18 protein-coding genes and 6 pseudogenes are annotated in these 22062 nt (G+C 62.8%); 4 read left to right on the top strand and 20 right to left on the bottom strand.

The window, feature by feature from the left end; all coding sequences use genetic code 11:
- Positions 1 to 7 precede the first annotated feature (7 nt).
- Positions 8 to 844 carry an SDR family oxidoreductase gene (locus ACTGJ9_RS12510; protein WP_456677280.1) on the bottom strand — a complete coding sequence of 279 codons (837 nt, stop codon included), beginning with the start codon at positions 842 to 844 and terminating at the stop codon, positions 8 to 10.
- A 72-nt stretch (positions 845 to 916) separates the two neighbouring features.
- A pseudogene (locus tag ACTGJ9_RS12505) lies at positions 917 to 2235 on the bottom strand (solute carrier family 23 protein).
- Between the two features lie 124 nt (positions 2236 to 2359).
- Here ACTGJ9_RS12505 and ACTGJ9_RS12500 point away from each other — a divergent pair.
- Complete coding sequence (locus ACTGJ9_RS12500; RefSeq protein ID WP_456677279.1) at positions 2360 to 3688, top strand: dicarboxylate/amino acid:cation symporter; 1329 nt, start codon at positions 2360 to 2362, stop codon at positions 3686 to 3688.
- A 185-nt stretch (positions 3689 to 3873) separates the two neighbouring features.
- Here the strand turns inward: ACTGJ9_RS12500 and ACTGJ9_RS12495 are convergent, their stop codons facing one another.
- From ACTGJ9_RS12495 to ACTGJ9_RS12450, 10 genes and pseudogenes are all read right to left on the bottom strand, one after another.
- Positions 3874 to 5505 (bottom strand): ATP-binding cassette domain-containing protein, encoded by a 1632-nt coding sequence (locus tag ACTGJ9_RS12495; RefSeq protein WP_456677278.1) that lies wholly within the window; start codon positions 5503 to 5505, stop codon positions 3874 to 3876.
- A gap of 142 nt (positions 5506 to 5647) precedes the next feature.
- Positions 5648 to 5876: pseudogene (locus ACTGJ9_RS12490) on the bottom strand (RidA family protein).
- A 15-nt stretch (positions 5877 to 5891) separates the two neighbouring features.
- Positions 5892 to 7012 (bottom strand): annotated as a pseudogene (locus tag ACTGJ9_RS12485) (NAD(P)/FAD-dependent oxidoreductase).
- A pseudogene (locus ACTGJ9_RS12480) lies at positions 7009 to 8426 on the bottom strand (FAD/NAD(P)-dependent oxidoreductase). Before ACTGJ9_RS12480 ends, ACTGJ9_RS12485 begins: the two co-directional pseudogenes overlap by 4 nt.
- Complete coding sequence (locus ACTGJ9_RS12475) at positions 8423 to 8719, bottom strand: (2Fe-2S)-binding protein (RefSeq protein WP_456677277.1); 297 nt, start codon at positions 8717 to 8719, stop codon at positions 8423 to 8425. Before ACTGJ9_RS12475 ends, ACTGJ9_RS12480 begins: the two are co-directional and overlap by 4 nt.
- A gap of 27 nt (positions 8720 to 8746) precedes the next feature.
- A pseudogene (locus ACTGJ9_RS12470) lies at positions 8747 to 9882 on the bottom strand (NAD(P)/FAD-dependent oxidoreductase).
- A gap of 8 nt (positions 9883 to 9890) precedes the next feature.
- Positions 9891 to 10697, bottom strand: a complete 807-nt coding sequence (locus ACTGJ9_RS12465) for an ABC transporter permease (protein ID WP_456677276.1) — start codon at positions 10695 to 10697, stop codon at positions 9891 to 9893.
- On the bottom strand, positions 10694 to 11569 hold the full coding sequence (locus ACTGJ9_RS12460) for an ABC transporter permease (protein ID WP_456677275.1): 876 nt from the start codon (positions 11567 to 11569) through the stop codon (positions 10694 to 10696). Before ACTGJ9_RS12460 ends, ACTGJ9_RS12465 begins: the two co-directional genes overlap by 4 nt.
- Positions 11566 to 12604 (bottom strand): annotated as a pseudogene (locus ACTGJ9_RS12455) (ABC transporter ATP-binding protein). Before ACTGJ9_RS12455 ends, ACTGJ9_RS12460 begins: the two are co-directional and overlap by 4 nt.
- Positions 12605 to 12631: 27 nt before the next feature.
- Complete coding sequence (locus tag ACTGJ9_RS12450) at positions 12632 to 13669, bottom strand: ABC transporter substrate-binding protein (RefSeq protein ID WP_456677274.1); 1038 nt, start codon at positions 13667 to 13669, stop codon at positions 12632 to 12634.
- Between the two features lie 275 nt (positions 13670 to 13944).
- Between ACTGJ9_RS12450 and ACTGJ9_RS12445 the strand changes: the two genes are divergently transcribed.
- Together ACTGJ9_RS12445 and ACTGJ9_RS12440 are read left to right on the top strand one after the other, a co-directional pair.
- Positions 13945 to 14859, top strand: coding sequence for a LysR substrate-binding domain-containing protein (locus ACTGJ9_RS12445; RefSeq protein ID WP_456677273.1), 915 nt, complete (start codon positions 13945 to 13947; stop codon positions 14857 to 14859).
- A 45-nt stretch (positions 14860 to 14904) separates the two neighbouring features.
- Positions 14905 to 15609, top strand: a complete 705-nt coding sequence (locus ACTGJ9_RS12440; protein WP_456677272.1) for a type 1 glutamine amidotransferase — start codon at positions 14905 to 14907, stop codon at positions 15607 to 15609.
- Between the two features lie 53 nt (positions 15610 to 15662).
- On the opposite strand, the gene ACTGJ9_RS12435 is transcribed toward ACTGJ9_RS12440, so the two are convergent.
- From ACTGJ9_RS12435 to ACTGJ9_RS12420, 4 genes are all read right to left on the bottom strand, one after another.
- Positions 15663 to 16130: a nuclear transport factor 2 family protein gene (locus ACTGJ9_RS12435; RefSeq protein WP_456677271.1), complete on the bottom strand. Its 468-nt coding sequence runs from the start codon at positions 16128 to 16130 to the stop codon at positions 15663 to 15665.
- Between the two features lie 79 nt (positions 16131 to 16209).
- Positions 16210 to 16641 (bottom strand): YbgC/FadM family acyl-CoA thioesterase, encoded by a 432-nt coding sequence (locus ACTGJ9_RS12430; protein WP_456678510.1) that lies wholly within the window; start codon positions 16639 to 16641, stop codon positions 16210 to 16212.
- 22 nt (positions 16642 to 16663) lie between these two features.
- Positions 16664 to 17104: a tol-pal system-associated acyl-CoA thioesterase gene (gene ybgC / locus ACTGJ9_RS12425; protein WP_456678509.1), complete on the bottom strand. Its 441-nt coding sequence runs from the start codon at positions 17102 to 17104 to the stop codon at positions 16664 to 16666.
- 76 nt (positions 17105 to 17180) lie between these two features.
- Entirely contained in the window at positions 17181 to 17678 is a 498-nt protein-coding gene (locus tag ACTGJ9_RS12420) for a hypothetical protein (RefSeq protein WP_456675390.1), read from the bottom strand.
- Between the two features lie 500 nt (positions 17679 to 18178).
- Here ACTGJ9_RS12420 and ACTGJ9_RS12415 point away from each other — a divergent pair, with 500 nt between their 5' ends.
- Positions 18179 to 18769 (top strand): hypothetical protein, encoded by a 591-nt coding sequence (locus ACTGJ9_RS12415; RefSeq protein WP_456675391.1) that lies wholly within the window; start codon positions 18179 to 18181, stop codon positions 18767 to 18769.
- Between the two features lie 23 nt (positions 18770 to 18792).
- Here the strand turns inward: ACTGJ9_RS12415 and ACTGJ9_RS12410 are convergent, their stop codons facing one another.
- The 4 genes from ACTGJ9_RS12410 to ACTGJ9_RS12395 form a co-directional block, all read right to left on the bottom strand.
- Entirely contained in the window at positions 18793 to 19854 is a 1062-nt protein-coding gene (locus ACTGJ9_RS12410; protein WP_456677270.1) for a PIN domain-containing protein, read from the bottom strand.
- 94 nt (positions 19855 to 19948) lie between these two features.
- Positions 19949 to 20200 (bottom strand): hypothetical protein, encoded by a 252-nt coding sequence (locus ACTGJ9_RS12405; protein WP_456677269.1) that lies wholly within the window; start codon positions 20198 to 20200, stop codon positions 19949 to 19951.
- A 78-nt stretch (positions 20201 to 20278) separates the two neighbouring features.
- The gene (locus ACTGJ9_RS12400) at positions 20279 to 20749 is read right to left on the bottom strand and encodes a hypothetical protein (protein WP_456677268.1); all 471 of its coding nucleotides are present in this window, start codon (positions 20747 to 20749) and stop codon (positions 20279 to 20281) included.
- A gap of 19 nt (positions 20750 to 20768) precedes the next feature.
- Complete coding sequence (locus tag ACTGJ9_RS12395) at positions 20769 to 22034, bottom strand: three-Cys-motif partner protein TcmP (protein ID WP_456677267.1); 1266 nt, start codon at positions 22032 to 22034, stop codon at positions 20769 to 20771.
- Positions 22035 to 22062 lie beyond the last annotated feature (28 nt).

Here is a 22062-nt window from a genome sequence, read left to right as displayed (position 1 = left end):
CGCGCTTCTAGCTCGCCCAATTCTCGCGAAACTCCGGAAATAGCGTGAGACCGCCGCAGGCGTAGATGGTCTGACCGGTGATGTAGCTCGCGTCATCCGAAGCGAGGAAGGCGAAGACGGCGGCGATCTCTTCCGGTGTGCCGACGCGGCCGAGCGGGATATGGCTTGCGACATTGGCTCGCTTTTCGGCGTCGCCGGTCCAGGCTGCGTTGATCGGCGTATCGATCGCGCCGGGGCCGACCGCATTGACGCGAATGCCGCGGCCGGCAAATTCAAGCGCCAGCGTGCGGGTCAGATTGGCCAGGCCGCCCTTGCTGATCGAATAGGCGAGATAGCCCGGCTTCGGAATGATCTGGTGGACGCTGGAGCAGTTGATGATGCTGCCGCCACCGCCGCGCGCGACGAAATGCGCCAGCGCCTTCTGCGCGCAGAGCACGGATCCGTTGAGATTGACGTCGATGATGCGGCGATAGGTTTCGATGTCGAGCGCCTCGCTCGGCGATCTGCGCTGGAAGCCGGCATTGTTGACGAGACAGTCGAGGCGCTTCCAGCGCGTCAGGATCGTCTCGAACATCGCAGCCACCTCCTGGTCGTTGCTGACGTCGGCCTTGACGATGACATGGTCGAGCTTGCCATGGCCGCGATCATTCGATCCTGTCCTTGCGAGCGCAAGCGTCTCCTCCGCCTTCTCGGGATGATCGACATAATTGATGGCAACGGTCGCCCCCTCCTGGGCGAGCCGGACAGCGACGGCGCGCCCGATGCCTTGGGAGGCACCGGTCACCAGCGCATATCGGCTGCCGAGGCGTGAGGGAAAGTTGGTTGAGAGATCGGTCTGGGGCATGAGGTTTCTCCGGGACCCTTCATCATGGATGAAACCGGTGTTTTGTTCCATCCATCAGGGCATCCCTGGGATTCATTCCGCGCGGCGCGCGATCGGAGAGGTCAGGATCTGGTAGAGAATGATTGCGCCGAAAGTGGCGGTCCCGATTCCGCCGATGGTGAACGCGCCGAATTTCAGCGTGAGGTCGCCCGCGCCGGCGGTCAGCGCCACGGCGACGGTGATCAGGTTCGCAGGGTTCGCGAAATCGACCTTGTTCTCGACCCAGATCCGGCCCGCCATCGCCGCGATCAAACCGAACAGCACGATCGAAAGTCCGCCAATGACCGGACCGGGGATTGAGAGGATCAGCGCGCCGAATTTCGGCGAGAAGCCGAGCAGCAGCGACACGGTCGCGGCGAAGGCGAACAGCAGAGTCGAATAGACCTTCGTCGCCGCCATGACGCCGATGTTCTCGGCGTAGGTGGTCACCCCGGTGCCGCCGCCGCAGGCGGCCACGATCGTCGCGAGGCTGTCGGCGAACAGCGCGCGGCCGAGATAGCCATCGAGGCTCCGGCCGGTCATGGCGCCGACGGCCTTGATGTGACCGAGATTCCGGCAACGAGAATGATTGCAACCGGCGCGATCAGAACAATCGCATCAGCGTGGAAGGTCGGCGTCGTGAAGTTCGGCAGGCCGAACCACGGCGCGGCCGCGAGTTGCGTGAAGTCGATCGGCTTGCCGAAGCCGAGGCCGTTCGCGAACAGCAGGTACAACACATATCCGCCAATCGCGCCGAGGATGATCGGCAGGCGGCGCCACAGGCCGGGAGCCGCCACGGCGACCACGCCGATGATCAGAACGGTCGCGAGTCCGATCCAGGTGTCGAAAGCGTTGGCGCTCACCGCCTTGACCGCTACGGGTGCGAGGTTGAGGCCGATCGCGGCAACCACGGCACCGGTCACGGCCGGCGGCATCAAGCGCTCGACCCAACCGATCCCCGACCACATCACGACCAGTGCGATGGCGCCGTACAGCACACCGGCCGCGACGATGCCGCCGAGCGCAACCGACAGGTTCGGGTTCGGGCCATGCCCGGCATAGCCGGTGGCGGCGATGACGACGGCGATGAACGCGAAGCTCGAGCCGAGATAGCTCGGCACCCGGCCCGCGACGATGACGAAGAAGATCAGCGTGCCGACGCCGGAGAACAGCACCGCAACGTTGGGATCGAACCCCATCAGCAGCGGCGCGATGATCGTCGACCCCGACATCGCAACGCAATGCTGGAGACCGGAAACAACGGTCTGTCCCCATGACAGCCGCTCCTCCGGCATGATCACGCCCGAGCTCTTCAACTTCCAACGCGGAAAATAGCTATGCGCCTGCTCGTCCGAGCCCGTTGCGTGCGACATGTCCCCCCCATTGCGGTGCAGCGATTGACCTTCGTGCGATCCGACAAAAATGTGATTGTTGCTTATGCGGCGAACATCACATGATGTAAATGATGCAAGATCAATGCGTTCCGGGGCAAATCATATGACAGAAGTCGCGATCCAGCCAGCTGTCCACCGCCGGCACCAGCCCTGGTACAAGGTCCTCTACGTCCAGGTGCTGATCGCGATCGCGCTCGGCGTGCTGATCGGCTACTTCTACCCGGACCTCGGCAAGGCCCTGAAGCCGCTCGGCGACGGCTTTATCGCGCTGATCAAGATGATGATCGCGCCGGTGATCTTCTGCACCGTGGTGCACGGCATCTCCTCGATGGGCGACCTCAAGCGCGTCGGCCGGGTCGGACTGAAGTCGCTGATCTACTTCGAGGCCGTCTCGACCGTGGCGCTCGCCATCGGCCTCCTGGTCGGCGAGATCTCCCAGCCCGGGCACGGCTTCAATATCGATCCCGCCACCATCGATCCGAAATCTGTGGCGACCTATGTCACTAAGGCGCACGAAGAGGGTATCGTCGCCCATCTGATGGCGATCATCCCGGACAGCTATGTGGGCGCGATCGCGCGCGGCGACCTGTTGCAGGTGCTGCTGGTCTCGATCCTCTCCGGCTTCGCCATCGCCTTCCTCGGCAAGACCGGCGAGCCGATCGCGGAGGCGATCGACAAGGCCGCAAAGATGTTCTTCGGCATCATCCGCATCATCGTGCGCGTGGCGCCGATCGGCGCGTTCGGCGCGATGGCGTTCACCGTCGGCGCCTACGGCCTCGGCTCGCTGCTCAACCTCGCCGCCCTGATCGGCACGTTCTATCTCACCAGCATCCTGTTCGTGCTGATCGTGCTGGGCTCGATCGCCAGGCTCGCCGGCTTCTCGATCCTGCGCTTCATCGCCTACATCAAGGACGAGCTGCTGATCGTGCTCGGCACCTCGTCGTCCGAGACCGTGCTGCCGCAGATGATCCAGAAGATGGAGCATCTCGGCGCCTCGCGCTCGGTGGTCGGCCTCGTGATCCCGACCGGCTACAGCTTCAACCTCGACGGCACCAACATCTACATGACGCTGGCGACGCTGTTCCTGGCGCAGGCGACCAACACCCATCTGACCATCTGGCAGGAGCTCGGCATTCTGGGCATCGCCATGATCACCTCGAAGGGCGCATCCGGCGTGACCGGCGCCGGGTTCATCACGCTCGCCGCGACCCTCTCGATCGTGCCCGACATTCCGATCCAGTCGATCGCGATCCTGGTCGGCATCGACAAGTTCATGAGTGAGTGCCGCGCACTGACCAACCTCATAGGCAACGGTGTGGCCTGCGTCGTCATCAGCATCTCCGAGGGCGAGCTCGATCGCGACGCGCTGCACGAGGCCATGGCGCATCCGCTGGAGATGGGCGAAGCGCTGGAGCCTGGTGGCAGCGCGTAGACGCCACGGCGCACAGGCAGGCGCAGCCTGGTTCCGACGCGGTAGTTTCCCGGAGTGGTCAATTGGTGCGGTGCGAGTCACAACAACGGCGTTGGGATCACCGATTGATACTCATTCGTTCCACCCGACGCGCTGGGGGGCGGAGCGTCGGGTTTTTAAGAATATATCCGGACGATCGGGCGGGATCAGATGATCCCGCCATTGGCGCGCAGCACCCGTCCATTGATCCAGCCACCATCGGGGCCGGCGAGGAGATCGAGCCGGCGCGTGACCCCGATGGCCTGCAGGAACGCCTCGTCATGGCTGACGACGAGCAGCGCGCCGTCATAGGCCCTCAAGCCGGCTTCGACGGCCTCGAGGTCCAGATGATTGGTCGGCTCGTCCAGGATCAGCAGCGACGGCGGGGTCGATCCACCCAGCACGCAGGCAAGCCCCGCGCGAAACAGCTGCCCGCCGCTCAGGCTGCCGACGATCTGCAGGGCCGCATCGGCGCGAAACATGAAGCGCGCCAGCGCGGCGTGGCACTCATTCGCGCCGGCTCTTGGATTGAGGCGCGCGAAATTGTCCAGAATCGAGATCGCGGGATCGAGCAGGCTGACCTTCTGGTCGAACAGCGCGAAGTCAGGCCTGACCCGCACGGTGCCCGAGACGGGGCGCATCTCGCCAGCAACGAGCTTCAATAGTGTGGTCTTGCCGGAGCCGTTCGGCCCAATAATCGCGACGCGCTCCGGCCCTGTGATGGTGAGCGATAGATTGCGCAGGATCGGCTGCTCCGGCTGATAGAAGATACTGACGTGATCGAGCCAAACGACCTCCCTCCCCGCCGGCAGCTGCGTCGAAGGCAGTTTTACCGACAGCGGTTGAAGAACCTCGATGCGCCGGCGCGCGGTGTCCACCGCATCGAGCGCTTCGGCGCGCCGCCGCTCAGTGACCTGCGCAGTCTTGCCGCCGCTGTCCTCGCTGCGATCCCGACGTGCACCGGCGAGAATACGCGGCATATCGCCCTTGGCGCGCTTCTTCCTGCCGTCTCTGTCCTTGCGCGCTTTCCGCTCGGCCGCCTCCTGCGCCTTGCCGTCGATCTCGGACAGGTGCTTCTCGGCATGCGCGAGGTCGTGCCTGACGGCCGCGAGTTCGACGGACTTCTGCGCGCGATAGCTGCTCCAATTGCCGCCATAGCGCGTCGCTCCGAGCGATGTCAGCTCGACGATCGCGTCCATCGTCTCGAGCAGGGCGCGGTCATGGCTGACGACGATCGCGCCGCCGCGCCAGGCGGACAGGAGATCTATCACGGCACGGCGCCCGTCCCGATCGAGATTGTTGGTGGGCTCGTCCAGCAGCAGGAAGTCCGGCCCGGTGAAGAGCAGCGCCGCGAGACGAACGCGCGTCACCTGCCCGCCTGACAAGCGGTCCAATTCCAGGTCGGGTGCGACATCGAACCCCACCCGAGCAAGGGCGGATGCGAGCCGCGTCGCCAGAGTCCAGTCGATTTCGGCGACATCCTCGGCCGATGCTTCGCCACGTTCCGCTTTGCGCAGCAGATCCAGGGCATCGCGTGCGCCGAAGAGGTCAACGACCGTCGCGCCCGCGCGGAGCTGGGCGTCCTGGCGTAGCAGTCCAACGGTTCCGCTGGCGATCACACGCCCCGACTGCGGAACGTGCTCGCCCGTGATCGCGGCCAGCAGAGTTGTCTTGCCGATGCCATTGCGGCCGACAAGACCGGCGCGTTCGGCGCCGAAGGTCAGATCGATGTTGGAGAGAAGCGAGCGGCCGTCAGGCGCGGATAGCGACAGGCGCGACAGGATGATCGAAGCAGGCATGTAATTCCCCGTGAGCAATGCGGAAAGGCGTTGCGGTCGGGGTCAAATCCATGGCTGGGAATATCCTTGTTGGGAGCTGGCTTAACTAAACCCGTCGACGAGCGAGATCAAGCCGTATCGGTCCGATCCGCCGGCGAGCACTTCAGCCTTTGAGGGCGGTGACCACCACCTCGATCAGCGCGCCGCCGCCGAGATCGGCGACGCCGACGGTGGCGCGGGCCGGCAGATTGTCGCCGAAGAACTCGGTCCAGGCGGCATCCATTTCCTTTTTCCTGGAGAGATCGGTCACGAAGATCGAGGCCGAAGACGAAGCCGTTGGCTTCGACGGCGCGGTGCATGATGGGCGTGCGGATGCTGCGGGTGATGCTCATGACGTCCTCTTGTTCCTAGAGCGTGGAGGGATGGAAGCGGTCGATGCCGAGATCGCCGATTCGGGTCTGGGTGCCGCCATTGACGATCAGCTCCGCCATCACGGCGCCGGCGCCGGGGCCGAGCTGGAAGCCGTGCAGCGAGAAGCCGAACTGGTGATAGAGCCCCTTGTGGCGGCTGCTCGGGCCGAACACGGGAATGTCGTCCTTCATTTTTGCCTCGATACCGGCCCAGGCGCGGACGATGCTGGCGCTGCGCATCACCGGGAACAGCTCGAACACGGTGCGCGCGCTGGTCGCGAGGCTCTTCCAGTCCAGCACCGTCTCGTTGCGATCCCGGTAGGGGGTGGCCAGATGGCCGCCGCCGATCAACACGGTACCGTTGGAGAATTGCTTGAAGGAGAGCTTTCGCCCGCGCAGGATCACGACGGGGTCGATGAAGTGCGGCACGCGCGAGGTGATCATCAGCATCGGCGCCACGGTCTCGACCGGCACCGGCTCGCCGAGCGCAGCCGCGATCTTGCCGGCCCAGGCGCCGGCAGCGTTGACGAGCACCGGCGCGGCAAAGGTTTCAGGGCCGACATCGACATGCCAAAGCGCGTCGCTGTAGCGGATGTTGCCGGCGGCTACGCCCTCGCGCACGGTCGCGCCGAGTTGCTCAGCCTTGCGCCGGAATGCCGTCGTTGTCTGCGCGGGGTTGGCGGCGCCGTCGCGGCGCGAGACCACGCCGCCCGGACAGGTCTCGGCCACGGCCGGCACCAGTCGGCGCAGTTCAGCCGCGTCGATCAGCTCTTCGTGAGTGAAGCCGAGTGCGTTGAGCTCGGCGACACGTGCGCGGCAGACCGCGAGCTCCTCCTCGTTCTCGGCGACAAGTACCTGGCCGTGGCTTTCAAAGCTGCAATCGTCGTCGAGAATATCCTTGATCTTCTCCCAGATATCCATCGAGCGGATTGAGAGCGGATTTCCGGAATGTGCCGCGCGAGCTGGCGCACGCCGCCGGCGTTGACGCCCGAGGCGTGCCGACCGGCATAGTCCTTCTCTATCAGCACCGGCTTCAAGCCGGCCAGGCACAGATGCAGCGCGGTCGAGCATCCGTGGATGCCGCCGCCGACGACGATCGCATCCACGTTTTCGGTCATCCGCGCACCACCGCCTTGACGTCGTCTTCGCTCTTCGGAACGGCGGCGAGCTCGGCCAGCGTGATCGGCTTCACCGGCGCGCGCAACCGATAATAGCCGATCTCCTGCGGGCTCTTGCTACGTACCTGGGCCATCAGCTCCGTGACGGTGAGGCCGCAGAGCCGGCCCTGGCACGGGCCCATGCCGGTGCGGCGATAGGCCTTGAGCTGGTTCGGTCCGGTCGCGCCGATCGCGACGGAGTCGAGAACGTCCTTGCGGTGACCTCTTCGCATCGGCAGACGATGGTATCGCCCGAGGGAATGCGGAACTGCGGCGACGGGCGGAACAGCGTGTCGAGGAAGATGCGCCCGCGCTCAGCCTTGGCGAGATCGGCGCGGAGCGTCGCCATCGCGGGAAGCTTCGCAGCGGCGGCGGGCGCCAGTGCTTCCACCGCCGCGCGCGCAGCGATGCGACCGCGGACCACGGCAGTATTCGCGCCGCCGATGCCGGCGCCGTCGCCGGCGATCGCGATGCCGGGAACCGACGAATTGCCGCTCGCGTCGAGCACCGGCGACCAGCACAGTTGCAATTCGTCCCAGCGATGCTCAACGTCTGCGGACATCGCAAGGTTGACGTTCGGCACGACGCCCTGATGCAGCAGCAGGAGATCCGTCGGGATGGTCTCGCGATTGCTGCCCGCGACGTAGTTGACGCTCGTGAGCCGACCATCGCCGATCGCCGCAAGCTCAGTGACGCCGGAGACGACCTGCACTTTCGCCTTCACCTCGCGCATCATCGACAGGCCCTTGGCGAAATAGGGCGAGGTCAGGAAGGCGAACGCGTGCGGCAGCGCCGCGAAAGAATTGCCGCGCGCGGTGGTGTCGAGAATGCGGTCGATGCGGCCCCCAAGGCGCAAGATCTGCGCCGCGAGCAACCAGAGCAGCGGCCCCTGCCCCGCAATCACGGTGCGGCCATCCGGGACCAGCGCCGACGATTTCAGCATGGTCTGCGCGGCACCTGCCGTCATCACGCCCGGCAGCGTCCAGCCTGGAATCGGAAACGGCCGCTCCAGCGCGCCGCTGGCGAGGATGACGCGCTTCGCCTTGACGAAGGCCGAGGCGCCGCCGATCGAGACTGCGATGTCGAGGTTCCGATCGAGGCTCCAGACGGTGGCACGGTGGATGACCTCGGCACTACTTGCGCGGAGCGACTGCACGAGATCGGCACCGATCCAATAGTCCGCGCCAAGCTGGCTCCGTTCGGTCACCGGCGTGGACGAGATGGCACGAAACACCTGGCCGCCGGGACCGATGTTCTCGTCGAGCAGCAGGGTCGACAAGCCGGCTTCAGCGGATGTCGTGGCGGCTGCGAGACCCGCGGGTCCGGCGCCGACTACCACGACGTCGTAATCTTCGCGCTTGGGAGCCATAGTCATTTTCCGATCTCCCGCTTGCCCCTCTGGATTTCAACCTGCATGCCCTCGGCGACGGGCACGAGGCAGCCTTGTCTGTTGCCGACGCCGTCGATGGTGACGAGGCAGTCGAAGCACACGCCCATCATGCAATAGGGCAGACGCGGCGCGCCGCTCACTGCCGTGGAACGTCGCGCGTCCTGGCCGGATGCCAGCAGCGCGGCGGAGACGGTGTCACCCTGGCGTGCCGCGACGGCAACGCCGTCGACGAAGATCTGCACGTGTGGGCGCTTGTCCTGTTCGGATCGTCTAAACATGGGATGCCTCTTGGCTCCTTGATATCTCTAATAGCCGCTGGTGTTCGCAGCGCCCGCGCCGCCGAAGCGGTTCGCCGAGAACGCGCCGACCAGCTCGGGCTCGAGCGCGCCTTGCGCGACCATGCGCGCGATCTCGAAGGCGTGGTTGGAGGCGAGCGTCACGCCGGAATGGCAGCAGGCGACGAAGGCGCCGGGATGCGTCTCCGACTGGTCATAGATCGGAAAGCCGTCCTGCGGCATGACTCGAATGCCGGCCCAGCTTCGGACCACGTTGAGCCGCGCGAGATGCGGAAACATCCGCTGCGCGCGATCGGTCATCACCGCGCTGATCGAATGCTTCAGCGCGCGGTCGTCGAGTTCGTCCTCCTTGCTGTCGCCGATCATCACCGTGCCCTCGTCGGTCTGCCGGATCGTGGTCAGCGGATGCGGCAGGAACGGCATGGTGCGCTCGGTCACCACGATCTGGCCGCGGGTCGGGCCCATTGGCGCGGAGAGGCCGACCATCGGCGCCAGCGTCTGGTTGGCATTGCCGGCGGCCAGCACGATCTTGGCGGCCCGAAGCTCGCCCGTCGGCGTGCTCAGGCGGAATTCGCCGCCGCTCCTGCTGATCGCCGAGACCGGCTGCTCCGGGAAATAGTCGATACCGAATTCCCTGAAGCCGGTGTGGAAGGCGCGAAAGGTGCGCAGCGAATTGACGTGGCCGTCGAGCGGACAATAGCTGCCGCCCGAAACCTCCGGCCCGATCAGCGGAAGCGACTTCTTCACCTCGGACGCCGAGAGCATCTCCATCTTGTAGTCGGCAGCACCAGCCTGGTTGTGCATACGCTTGACCAGCTCGGCTCTCTGACCGAATTCGTCGTCGCCGAGCGTGAGATGAAAGCCGCCGTTCTGCTGGAGCGAGACATCGAGGCCGGTCTGTTGCTTCAGCTCGGAAGCAAGTCTGCCCCACGCCTGCGACGCCCGCACGGTCCACACCGTGTAGGCCGGCATGCCGAGCCCTTGCTCTGGACCCAGACCAGCGCAAAGTTTGCGCGCGAGGCGCGCTTGGTGATGTCGCCTTCGTCGAGCACGGCCACGCTCTTGCCGAGCCGTCCGAGGCCCCAGGCAATCGCGGAGCCGAGCAGTCCGCCGCCGACGACGGCGACGTCATAGTCCTTGGGCATAGATTCTCCTATCGTCCCGTGTCGCCCTTGCCGGCGAGCACGCGGTCGAGCCCGTAGAAGCGATCGAGCAGAATGAGGGCGGTCATGGTGATCGCGATCACGCAGGCCGAGACCGACGTCACCAGCGGATCGATGTTGTCCTGGATATAAAGAAACATGCGCACCGGCAACGTCTCGGTGCCGGGTGCCGCAAGGAAGACGGTCATGGTCAGATCGTCGAAGGACTGGATGAAAGCCAGCGCCCAGCCGCTGATGACGCCGGGCAGGATCAGCGGCAAGGTCACACGGCGAAACAGCGTCCAGCCACCGGCACCGAGCGAGACCGCCGCCATCTCGACGGAGAGGTCCATGCCGGTGGCAGCCGCGAGTGTCAGCCGGAGCGCAAACGGAAATACGATGATGACATGCGCGATGATCAGCGCCGCAAAGCTGCCGCCGAGGCCGGCCGAGGTGAAAAAGCGCAGGAAGGCGATGCCGAGCACGACATGCGGAATCATCAGCGGCGACAGGAACAGGGCCGCCAGCGCATCGCGGCCGCGGAAGCGATGACGGGCGATCGCGAGCGCCGCCGGCACCGCAAACAGCAGCGCCACCAAGGACGAGAGCGCGCCGAGCCCAAGGCTGACCCAGAAGGCGTGGATGAACTCGGGATAATTGCCGATCGCCCTGAACCAGCGCAGCGAAAAGCCGTTGGTCGGAAGCGACAAAAAGCCTTCCGGCGTGAAGGCAACGAGGCAGACCACCAGGATCGGCGCCACCATCACGACAACGAAGATGGTGTGGAAGATCAGCGCAAGCGGGCCGTTCCGTCTCATCGGAACACCTCCGCATAGCGGCGCTCGATCAGCGCGTTGCTGCCGACCACGATCAGCACCAACGCCACCAGCAGCAGCGTGGCGACCGCGGCGCCGAGCGGCCAGTTCAGCGTGTTGAGGAATTCGTCATAGGCGAGCGTCGCCGCGACCTTGAGCCGGCGACCGCCGATGATCGCGGGTGTCGCGAAGGCGCTGGCCGAGAGCGAGAACACGATGATTGCGCCCGACAGCACGCCCGGCATGATCTGCGGCATGATGATGCGGCGGATGATGGTCGCCGGGCCGGCACCGAGCGACATCGCGGCGTTCTCGATCTGCGGATCGAGCCGTTGCAGTGCGGCCCAGACCGACAGCACCATGAACGGCATCATGACATGCGCGAGCGCAACGACCATGCCGGTCTCGGTGAACATGAAGGGAATGGGGAAGCGGATCAGCCCGGCCGACATCAAGAGCTTGTTGACGAGGCCGTTGTTGCCGCCGAACAGCAGCGCCCAGCCGAGCGTGCGCGCCACCACGGAGATCAGCAGCGGCCCGAGAATGACCAGCAGGAAAAAACTCTTCCAGCGACCGCTCATGCGGTTGAGGATGTAGGCTTCGGGCGCGCCGAGCAGAGCGGTGAGCAGCGTGGTCAGGATCGCGATCCGAAACGTCCGCCAGAACATTTCGGCGTAATAGGGATCGGTCGCGATCTCGTGCCAGTTCTTCAGGATGAAGACCGGCTCGATGCCCTTGTACTGGCCCCAATCGTGGAACGACAGCAGCACGGTCATCGCCAGCGGAATCAGCAGCACGCCGACGAACAGCATCAAGGCGGGCGCTGTCAGCGCCCAAGGTGCGCGCGCGTTGCGCTCCTCGGCGACCCCGCTCATGCGACGGTCCTCGCGCGCACGCTCATGTCCTCGGGCCGCCAGGTGAGGTGAACGGCCTCGCCTTCGGCCGGCTGTGGCTTGCCGTCGTTCTGGCGGATCACGATCGCCGGGCCGCATTCGCAGTCGCATTGGAACAGCCAGTGATTGCCCTGGAAGATGCGCGCGACGATCTTTGCGCCGAGGCCCGCATCGCCAAAGCCGATACGTTCAGGACGAATGCTGACGGTGACAGGGCCACTGAGCCCGGCCGTCGCCGGCGCGCTCCAGGCGCCCGCCACCAACCGCGCCGGCGTCACCGTCCGATCGATCGTCCCGGCAAAATCGTTGGTCTTGCCCAAAAACTGCGAGACGAAGGCCGAGGCCGGCTTCTCATAGGTTTCCTGCGGGGTGCCGATCTGCTCGATTTTTCCTGGCTCATGACGACGATACGGTCGGACAGCGACATCGCCTCGTTCTGGTCGTGGGTGACGAGGATCGTGGTGGTGCCGATGGTGCGCTGGATCTGGCGCAGCTCGATCTGCATCTCCTCGCGCAGTTTTGCGTCGAGATTGGAGAGCGGCTCGTCGAGCAGCAGCACGCTCGGCTTGATCACCAGCGCACGCGCCAGCGCCACGCGCTGCTGCTGGCCGCCGGACATCCGGCGGGGATGGCGGTCTTCGTAGCCGGCGAGGCCCACCATTGTGAGCGCGGCAGCGACGCGCTCGACCCGCTCGTTGCGTGGGACATTGCGCATCTCGAGACCAAAGGCGACGTTCTCCGCCGCCGTCATGTGCGGAAACAGCGTGTAGCTCTGGAACACGATGCCGAGCCCGCGCCTGGCCGGATGGATCGCGGTCAGATCCTTGTCTTCCAGGCGGATCGCGCCGCGCGTGGGATCGAGGAAGCCCGCGATCATCTGCAACGTCGTGGTCTTGCCGCAGCCGGAGGGACCGAGAAAGGAAATGAACTCCCCTTGCCGACCGCGAGACTGAAGTCATCGACCACGGTCTGCGCGCCGAACTGTTTTGCCACCCGATCGAGCTCGAGATAGGCCATGAGCTGTCTCCGCTGCGGACGATCAGATCAGCGCTCGACCTCGCGATTCCAGCGCTTGGTCCACTCCTCGCGCTTCTCGTTGATGACCGTCCAGTCCGGATTGTAGAGCTTGGCCGCGCGTTCGCCGATCGGAGCCATCTTGCCGAGCTGCGGCGGCACCAGCAGCGATTTCAGCACGGGGCCGTAGCCGTAGTCCTTCAGCATCACGAGCTGGATCTTGGGATCAAGCAGCATCTTGACGAAGTTCGAGGCGAGCGGCGAGGCATTCGACTTGGCGATCGGACAGGCCGTTGTCAGCAGCGTTGCCGCGCCTTCCTTGGGATAAACGAAGTCGACGGGGAAGCCGGTGTTGGCAAAGCTCTGCACGCGGCCGGTGCCCCACACCGCGATCACGGCCTGGCCGGACTGGAACAGCTCGGTCATCTTGCCCGGCGACGGCTCATAGGCGAGCACGTTCGGATTGATCTGCTCCTTGAAGATCTTGAAGCCGGACTCGACGTTGGACTCGCCACCACCGTTCATCTTCGACAGCATCACCAGCGCTTCGAGTCCATAGGTGTTGTTGATGGGCGGAATGACCAGCTGTTTTGCGTACTTCGTGTCCTTCAGATCATTCCACGAGGTCGGCGGCGCCCAGCTCTTCTCCGCAAACACCTTGGTGTTGTGCATCAGACCGGTCGCGACGATGCCGATCGCAACGGCACGATCGTCCTTGAAGCGCGCGGTATCGTAGAGATCGGCCGCGGGCAGACCATTGAGCTTGCCGCAGAAGCCGAGCTGGATCGCCTGGTACATCGGGCCGTCGTCGACGATGGCAATGTCGATCTGCTGATTGCCCTTCTGTGCCTGCAGTTTCGCCAGCGTGTCGGTGGAGTTGCCGGCGACGTATTCGACCTTGACGCCGTTCTCCTTCTCGAAGCTCGGGATCACCTCGTCGCGGATGGTCTTCTCGAACGAGCCGCCATAGCCGGCGACATAGAGCGTCTTTTGCTGGGCCGAGGCGACCGAAGGGACGGCAATGAGCGCCGCGACGCTGGCTGCTGTCAGAAGGCGAAAAGTCTTCATGTGGACCGATCTCCAATACCGGGATGACGTGACGTGCCGACAAGTCTCACTCGCCAAAGCGCCTTCCGCATTTCCTTCCGCACCGATCCCGGCCCCAGGGCAAGGCTCCGGCCCTGCTCCGCGGTTTTGGTGCGATCGGAGGGTTGAACCCCTCCAATCTGCCGAAAAAGCGGGCTGTCTCCAGCTCTGATGAAAAAGATCGCAAACCCCGGCTTCCATCGTCCAATGAATAATGGCACCCTCTGCATGCCTAAATATTATGAATGGATTTTGGGATGGCGCGGATCAATTCGCGGCAGGTGGAGGCCTTCCGCGCGACGATGCTCACCGGCAGCGTCACCGAGGCGGCGGCGCTGATGACCGTCACGCAGCCGGCGGTGAGCCGGTTGCTGCGCGACCTCCAGGCGCTGCTGAAGATGGAGCTGTTCGAACGGCGCGGCACGGGCCTCGTGCCGACCGCGGCAGCGATGGCGCTCTATACCGAAGTGGAGCGCTCCTTCATCGGCCTCGAACGCATCACCGCCGCAGCCGAGGAAATCCGCGGCCGCCGCACCGGCTCGCTGCGGATCGCAGCACTGCCCGCACTTTCGAACGGCTATCTGCCGCGACTGACCGGTCACTTCCTGAAGGAGCGGCCGAACCTCAACCTCGCCTTCTTCGGCGTGATCTCGCCGATCGTGGTCGACTGGGTGCTGAACAATCAATGTGACGTCGGCTTTGCCGAGGTGCCGATCGCGCATTCCGGCCTGCCGAGTCAAAAGCTGCCGGCGCCGGCGCGCGTCGCCGTGCTGCCGATGGGTCATCGCCTCACCGAGAAGGAAGTCCTCGAGCCGCGTGATTTCGAGGGCGAGACCTTCATCTCGCTGTCGGCGGGATCGTCGAGCCGGCACCTCGTCGACCAGATCTTCCATCGTCACGATGTCCGCCGCGTGCTGCGGGTCGAGACCGCGCTGTCCGAGATCATGTGCGGCCTGGTGTCATCCGGACTCGGCGTCGCGATCTGCGATCCCTTCACCGCGCAGGAATTTTCCACACGCGGCGTCGTCGTGCGCCGCTTCCTGCCGCGCATCGACTTCGAGTTCTCCGCGGTGTTTCCGGCGCAGCGCAGCCCCTCGCCGGTGGCGCTCGATCTCGTCGAGACCATGCGCAAGTCACTTGCCGCATTCGATGATCAACCCACGCCGGGATGATCGAACGCTTGCACGGATATGGCTGATCTCTTACCTGAGGTGCCCATGGCACGCATCACCATCATCGAGACCGGACGGGTTCCGCCAAAATATCGCGAACAGCACGGCTCGTTTCCGGACATGTTTGAGCGCATGGTTCGCGCCGAGGATCCGACGGTCGCAGTCGATGTCGTCAGCATCCCCAATGGCGATGCGCTGCCCGATCCGAGCAAGCTCGACACTGTGCTGATTACCGGAGCTGCCGCCGGCGTCTATGACGGGCTCGACTGGATCGCGCCGCTGGAAAATTTCGTGCGCACGGCTTACGCCAACAAGACGCGGATGGTCGGCGTCTGCTTTGGCCACCAGCTGATCGCGCAGGCGCTCGGCGGCACCGTGCAGAAGTCGGAGAAGGGCTGGGGCATCGGCCGGCACGTCTATCAGGTGCTGCCGGAGAACGGCATCGTCCAGGGCGAAACCGTCGCCATCGCCGCCTCGCATCAGGACCAGGTCATCGAGCCACCGAACGATGCGCTGACAATCCTTTCCTCAGAATTCACGCCGCATGCCGGCCTGCTCTACGCGAACGGCGCGACACTGACCGTGCAGCCACATCCGGAGTTCGACCTGGAGTTTGCGCTGGTGTGCTGCGAGCTGCGCGACGGCAAGGTGCCGGAGCATGTCCTGGCAACGGCAAGGGATTCGCTGACGCAACCGCTGGACAATGCAAAGCTGGGTGGCGCGATCACGAGGTTTTTGGCGAGGCGCTGATTTCACACCACCCCGCTTGCGGTCCGTCTGCGGGGAGAGCGAGAGGAAGCAATTCAGAACGGATCGGTGCCCAGCCCCGGCACATCCGCCGGGCGCGATCCTGGCGCCGGCCAGTGAAAGCGGCGATCCTGCTCCGCAATCGCGATGTCGTTGATCGAGGCCTCGCGCCGCCGCATCAGGCCGTGCTGGTCGAACTCCCACTGCTCGTTGCCGTAGGAGCGATACCACTGACCGCTCGCGTCGTGCCATTCGTACTGGAAGCGCGCCGCGATGCGGTGTTCGTCGAAAGCCCAGAGATCCTTAATCAGACGGTACTCCTGCTCCCTCTCCCATTTGCGAGTAAGGAATGCGACGATCGCTTCGCGGCCCTGAAACACTTCCGAGCGATTGCGCCAGCGGCTGTCCTCGGTATAGGCAAGCGAGACGCGCACCGGATCGCGCGAATTCCAGGCGTCCTCGGCCATGCGCGCCTTCTGCGCGGCGGTCTCTCGGGTGAAGGGCGGAAGCGGCGGGCGCAACATGATGGCCTCATCGGTGGATTGAGGCCGCAAATCTATCGCCGCGGCCAGCGGAGTCGATAGGCCTTCCCCTATCGGGCGATCACGAAATCAGATCGGCCTTCATCAGCGTGCGGATCGATTTCGGGATCGGTTGCGCCCGACCGCCGCCGATGAAGGCGACGCGCACCTCGGCCTTGACCAGCACATCCTCACCGCGCCGCACCTCCTGCGCCAGCATGATGGAGGCGCCCTTCACCGCAACCGGCCATGTCACAACGTCGAGCACGTCGTCCATCCGCGCCGGCTTGAGGAAATCCAGATGCATCGAGCGCACCACAAAGGCAAAGCCCGCACCCTCCGTCTCGACCTGATCGAACAGCGCCTGCTGCTCGGCACCCATCAGCCGCAGATGATTGGTGCGCCCGCGCTCCATGTAGCGCAGATAATTGGCGTGATAGACGATGCCCGAGAACTCTGGCTTGCCAACATCGCAACACAGCGGCTTGATTCCATTGGGGCGCTGGAGGGCTATAGCGTGAACAAGCGTAGATTCTCTACGCTCCTTCCATAGCGAGCCGTAGCGCCTTCGGGATCCGTTGCGCCCTTCCGCCTGAGATAAATGCTACCCGCACGCGGGCCGCGACCAAAAGATCGTCTTCGCGTCGACATTCCTGCAGCAGGGTAATCGATGCGCCCTTCACCTCTGCGGGGATTGTGATGACATCAAGCAAGTCGTCCAAGGCCGCTGGTTTTAGGAAATCGATTGTCATTGAACGGACAACGAAGGCGAAGCTTGGCGCATCGTCGTGCGCTTCTTTGAGTAGCTCCCGCTGATTGGTCCCGAGCAGACGCAGGTAATTCGTTCTTCCCCGTTCCATGAAGCGCAAGAAATTGGCGTGATAAACAATCTGGCCGGCGTCCGTATCTTCGAAATAGACGCGGACCTGCATATGATGGCGACCGTCGCGAATTTCTCCGTCAAGAGATGTTGTCACAGAAATATCCACTTGTTGTATATCGGGAACTAATTGACTCGGATCATTATTCTGGCTCGCGGTTGGCCAGTCGACGTCACATGAAGAAACGAAATTGATAGGGAGCGGAGCCCAATCCGTCCATTCGTTTGACAACGCGCGCGAGCGTTTTTGCGTATGCCATGGTCACCGGCAGCATGTCGTACAGTGCGTCGTTGTTCCAATCCATCTTCGCGAGCGCGAGAGCTGACCGGGCGGTTTCGTCCCACGAGCCGTGCCCTGCATGACGGACCAGTTGAATCGGACGAGGCGTGCTGCGGCCGCCTTGGTAATACGAGCGCTCCGCGACGCCTTTTACATCGCCATGCATCCACAGCAGACACTCGCGGTCTCCGAGCGGGATCAGGGTACCACGATCGACCGGATAACCCGTTGGCTTCCCTTTGCCGCTTTGGCGGTCGCGATCGATGCGAACACCTCTCCAGCCGACGTCCTCCACGACCTGCACGAGATCGACCGCTTCGCACTGATGCAGCGCTTCCATGCAGCCGTCGATCTCGTCCTTCTTGAATTCTGTCGTCTTGTGTACCGTCACTTTCCGGGGAGAGCGACCCGAGTGCCGACGTCGGTAGAGATCTAGCGATCGGCCCATCACGCGGAACATCTCCGTCCGGGACATGAACGGATTTCGGAGAAACGCGGCGCTGGCTGACGTAAAGTTGCTGCTTGAATTCCCAAATCATGTCCCACGCCGTCGGAATGCCGGCGGCCGCCGAAGCGCCAGCCCCGAGCAGCCACATGAGATTTCCGCCGCGCTGCGAGAAGCGACGCGCAAAATCGTCCGTAGCTACGGTGGGATAGATCGAATCGATTATCACGCGAACATTCTAGTTTCACGAACTCGCGGATGCACTGAATCTCGCCTCCCGCTGGGTTGTCGGACCGTACGTGCGGCACTTATGCTGCGCCGCAATAAGCCCCAATTAACGACGTGCCCTCTGAACCCCGAGTTGCCTGAGGGCTGCGTCAGATCGTAAAGCTCTGGCCTGCCAATCGACGGCTGGCCGATTCGGCTTGGCGACGGATAAGTCACGCATGACAATCGAGGACGTCGTTTCCCGGATCGAAAAACTGAACAGCGGCTTGGCGACCTTTTGGGCAGCAAGCAACGGCTGGGCGCCTGTTGAAGCCGCGGGCCTGCTGACCAAGAGCCGCCTCGACTGGCAGGCGTCGCTGTCAAAGACATTGCGTTTGTGGCTACGTGAACCCTCCACTGCGCTGTCGGACGGAGAACTCATTCTCGCCTGGTCGAACCTCGGCAGTCTGCTCGAAGGAACGCTGAAACTCCTCCTGTCGGTGTTTTACATGGACTACAAAGCCGACCTGGACGTGCTCAAGAAGGCAAATGCGTTCGATCACAAAAAGCAAAAGGCTTTCAGTCCTGACGGACTTACGCTCCAGCCTCTGAAGATCTTCGTGAAAGAGCATGACCTCATCGGCGCTGACGGGAATGCCCTCCTTGATCTGGTGCAGGAGCGGCGCAACACCATTCACGCCTTCAAAGACAAGCCCCTGGGTGATGGCGCCGAACTCCAACTGGCTGTGCGGGGCTATCTTGTGCTCCTACGGCGTGTCAACGAAAGGCTTCCCTACCCGGACAACGTGTACGCACCGCGCGAAATCTAACCATTTCACGAGCCGCGAAAGACCTATTTGTAGTCGAAGTCGTTTGGCCCGATCGCGACCCAGACGAAATCATCGTCGTCGAACGAGAACTCAGCAACCGATGTCGGCTTGCCGTGCTTGTCGACGGTCAGGGTCATACTAAAATTGGCTTCTACATCTATGTTCTTCTCGCCTTCCACCGTGTGGTGCGGCAGCAGTACCTTGTCTTCGCTGTCGTAAGTGGCGGTGTCCCAATCGGGATGGTGGTAGGAGACTTTGACGTCCATCTCGATGCGCCCGACGACGAGAATCTCCTTGCCTGGGCCGATCGTCCGAAATGTCCTGAAGTCGAGAAAGTTCACATTTTCCACGTCCGCTTCGTCGATTTCTGCATCGTCAACATCGCTGACCTGCAATCCCCACTGATTGAGTTCTTCATGAACGACCCCGACGATCGCATCGCGATTGTCATCCACAAAATCGTTGACGTCCGGGGCCGCTTCGATTGTCAGCCCGAGCTTGGCGAAGAGATCCGCGATCGATCTCAGCCCGGTGATATGCTCAGCGTTCTTGATGACCGCCGCAAAGTCCTTGTCGTCCGAGACGATCGTCAGCGGATCGCTTTTCGTGACAGTCGCTTTTAGGGCTTCGAAGATGAAGGCATCTGGAAATTGATCCTTCTTGGCGTCGTCGCCAAACAGGCCGGTCCTGCGCGCGTATGCGTCGAATACGACGGACGGCTTCACACTATCGATCGAAAGCGTCTCCGCTCGCAGCGAGCTGAACATCTGCTCCACCGCAGCATGATACTTCTCGATCAGTCTTTGCTGCAGTTCAACCGGAGAAATCTCGGGGAGTTTAACGGCGAGAATCTCATCAGCCAGGTCGCGGACTCGTCTCCTGGTCAGGTCGCCGATGACCTCGAAATCGTTAGCCGCATGCTTTTTTGCGATCTCTATTTTTGTAAGATCGGTCGTGACAACCTTGATATAGCCGGCGTCTACCAGATCAGCGACCCGCGGGATCAGCGGACCGCCGGGCGGCTTGCCGGCCCGGATCACGACGTTCGCATCAAGGAAAACCCGGCGGGGGCGATCAGCGGCCATTTCAGAAATCCTCGCGAGAACAGCTCTCGCATGTTTGATTCGCGTCGCGGATAAGAATCCGTATCGCCGGTTGTCTCACGCGATCGCAGACGCCTTATTCCAACTTCTCCGCCGGAAGGTTGGCGCTCGCCAGCATCTGATCATAGAGCCGACGCTTCAAACGCAACTCCCGAAGGTCCGCTGCCACAGCTTCAGCGAATTTCTTGATCGCCACTGACGCCTCGTCAATTCGGGTCGGCAGATCTTCCCGCGCCTTGGTCTCGGCTGCGTCAATCTTCGCCCGGTCGTCGTCGGAGAAATCGTACTCCGGATCGTCAGCGTAGACAGACCCATTGTAGTCTGACATGCACTTGGTGAGCCGCCCGAGAATGTCGATGAGGTTTTGACGGGCGGCTGTTATCTCCGCAGGCCCGAAGTTTCTGTCCTACCGCCGAATTAAACGGCCGCGGGTGCTGTCGACCGTTTGGTTCATATCCCATACCCAGTGAGGAAGCACCCCATGGTCATCCTCACGTTCATAATAGCCACGCGCCAGGTCTTCGGACAGTTTTTCCAGCGCGGCCAATTCTGGCTTGAGCCAGTTCTCCAGCCGTTTTTCACGATCTGCGTGAACCTGTTGCAAGGCGACAGCGGTCTGCACCGAGGACAGCTTGAGCTGCTTCAGAACAGGCTGGACGCTAAGCCAAGCAACGAAAATCGCGCCAAACATGGCGATCAACGTCTGGTAGCGGGAAAACCACCATTCGAGACAACCAAATTGAGCATCCTTGATCTGCTCGCAACCACCATTGAAGGTGGCGCCATAGGCAAACCCCAATACAAGCGCCAGGGTGGCAGCGGCTGCGACAAGGGCGAGCGTATTCCGATGATCCGCCATTCGGGCACCAATCGTCATGCGACCACGATGGCGTGCGTCATTTCTTCCCTATCCTGCTTTGATTTTCAAAGAAAATCGGAAAGAAACTGCGCTGCTGTTTCAAGCGCAGGATGTCGCTGGTCTTGATCGTGTTGGCTTTGCGGCGCTCCCCGCCGCCTTGTTCGGTGATAACCTCGAGGTCCGGATTCTCGATGATCGCTGAGTTGATGTCGAGCATGTGAGCCGGGGTCGCGTTGTAGATGCTGGCGTAAAACTCACCGACCGGAATTGCATCGCCGTAATTTGTGATGAGCCGCGGAATATCATCGTGAAGCTGCTTTTTTGCTTCCGCCCTTCCCGCCGCATCGAACACGTAGAGCATGCTGTCGGCTTCACTCGGGTCGTAAGACAGCATGTGCAAACCGGACCGGCCAAAATGTGCCTGGGCGCTGCTGTTTTGATGCAGGATATTGTTGTATTCCTGACGCGCACGAACCGAATTTGCGAAGTGGATAAGCCAATAACGCCACCCGTCCGGATTGTGGATGGAAAAGGGACTGACGTAGTTCGCGCAGCGCCGAAACGACTCGAACACCATGCGTTCCGCTGCGCCAAGCCAAGCGTCCTTGGTCATCAAACTATCGAGTTGCGATAGATCATCCGGACTGACGCCAAACGGCGCAAGCTGCCTGGCCAGCGCGCCCCGGTCCGTCTGATGCAGGAACGTCAGCAACGTCTGGATGCCGAATGTGTAGAAGATTTCAACCGACGTGAACGACGCGACGATGTCGCCGATCGTGTTGATTTCGACGCTGCCTGTTCCGCATTGATCCAGATTGAAGAGGACGTTGTGATAGCTGCCGCGCTCGAGCAGTTGCTTCACCTCGGGATAGAGTTCGTCGAACTTCTCATTCCGATACTCGACGCGAAGGTGAAGCTTCGACACGTTCTCCTTGATTACGGCGATGAGCGAAGCGGCATTCGTTTTCAGCAGCTCGACAGTCTCTTTGTCGAAGTCGTTCAGGATGAGCAGGCATTCGATGTCGAGCGGCGACATCCCCTCGGCCTGACGCTTGATGTTGAATTGCTCCGTCGCGACACGAAGCTCGTTTATAAAGATCAGCGGAGACCCGGGACTGCCGCACTTGTATTGGCCGCCGCCTGCAAAACCATCGACAATGGCAAGACGAAACCGGGACTGTTGAGGAAGCTGGCAGCGCACGGCCAGATATCGCGCGACGTATTCGGCGATGACCTTGTGCTTGCGTCTTGAGTGCTCCTCAAGAACCGCGCCTGCGACCCATGAATACGGCTTTTTCGACATTCGCCCCCCAATGAATCCTGCTATCCAG

Origin of the sequence: Bradyrhizobium sp. RDM12 (genome assembly GCF_051917485.1) — a bacterium.
Classification (GTDB): domain Bacteria; phylum Pseudomonadota; class Alphaproteobacteria; order Rhizobiales; family Xanthobacteraceae; genus Bradyrhizobium.
Note: the sequence above shows the minus strand (reverse complement) of the source record. Positions and strands in the feature narration are given on the sequence as shown.

Excerpts from the sequence above, each read along its gene's own strand:
- ACTGJ9_RS12405 (WP_456677269.1), bottom strand. The coding sequence starts at position 20,200 with ATGTCAGACTACAATGGGTCTGTCTACGCTGACGATCCGGAGTACGAT.
- ACTGJ9_RS12475 (WP_456677277.1), bottom strand. The coding sequence starts at position 8,719 with ATGTTTAGACGATCCGAACAGGACAAGCGCCCACACGTGCAGATCTTC.
- ACTGJ9_RS12400 (WP_456677268.1), bottom strand. The coding sequence starts at position 20,749 with ATGACGATTGGTGCCCGAATGGCGGATCATCGGAATACGCTCGCCCTT.
- ACTGJ9_RS12435 (WP_456677271.1), bottom strand. The coding sequence starts at position 16,130 with ATGTTGCGCCCGCCGCTTCCGCCCTTCACCCGAGAGACCGCCGCGCAG.
- ACTGJ9_RS12465 (WP_456677276.1), bottom strand. The coding sequence starts at position 10,697 with ATGAGACGGAACGGCCCGCTTGCGCTGATCTTCCACACCATCTTCGTT.
- ACTGJ9_RS12510 (WP_456677280.1), bottom strand. The coding sequence starts at position 844 with ATGCCCCAGACCGATCTCTCAACCAACTTTCCCTCACGCCTCGGCAGC.
- ACTGJ9_RS12495 (WP_456677278.1), bottom strand. The coding sequence starts at position 5,505 with ATGCCTGCTTCGATCATCCTGTCGCGCCTGTCGCTATCCGCGCCTGAC.
- ACTGJ9_RS12395 (WP_456677267.1), bottom strand. The coding sequence starts at position 22,034 with ATGTCGAAAAAGCCGTATTCATGGGTCGCAGGCGCGGTTCTTGAGGAG.
- ACTGJ9_RS12415 (WP_456675391.1), top strand. The coding sequence starts at position 18,179 with ATGACAATCGAGGACGTCGTTTCCCGGATCGAAAAACTGAACAGCGGC.
- ACTGJ9_RS12450 (WP_456677274.1), bottom strand. The coding sequence starts at position 13,669 with ATGAAGACTTTTCGCCTTCTGACAGCAGCCAGCGTCGCGGCGCTCATT.
- ACTGJ9_RS12440 (WP_456677272.1), top strand. The coding sequence starts at position 14,905 with ATGGCACGCATCACCATCATCGAGACCGGACGGGTTCCGCCAAAATAT.
- ACTGJ9_RS12410 (WP_456677270.1), bottom strand. The coding sequence starts at position 19,854 with ATGGCCGCTGATCGCCCCCGCCGGGTTTTCCTTGATGCGAACGTCGTG.
- ACTGJ9_RS12460 (WP_456677275.1), bottom strand. The coding sequence starts at position 11,569 with ATGAGCGGGGTCGCCGAGGAGCGCAACGCGCGCGCACCTTGGGCGCTG.
- ACTGJ9_RS12500 (WP_456677279.1), top strand. The coding sequence starts at position 2,360 with ATGACAGAAGTCGCGATCCAGCCAGCTGTCCACCGCCGGCACCAGCCC.
- ACTGJ9_RS12445 (WP_456677273.1), top strand. The coding sequence starts at position 13,945 with ATGGCGCGGATCAATTCGCGGCAGGTGGAGGCCTTCCGCGCGACGATG.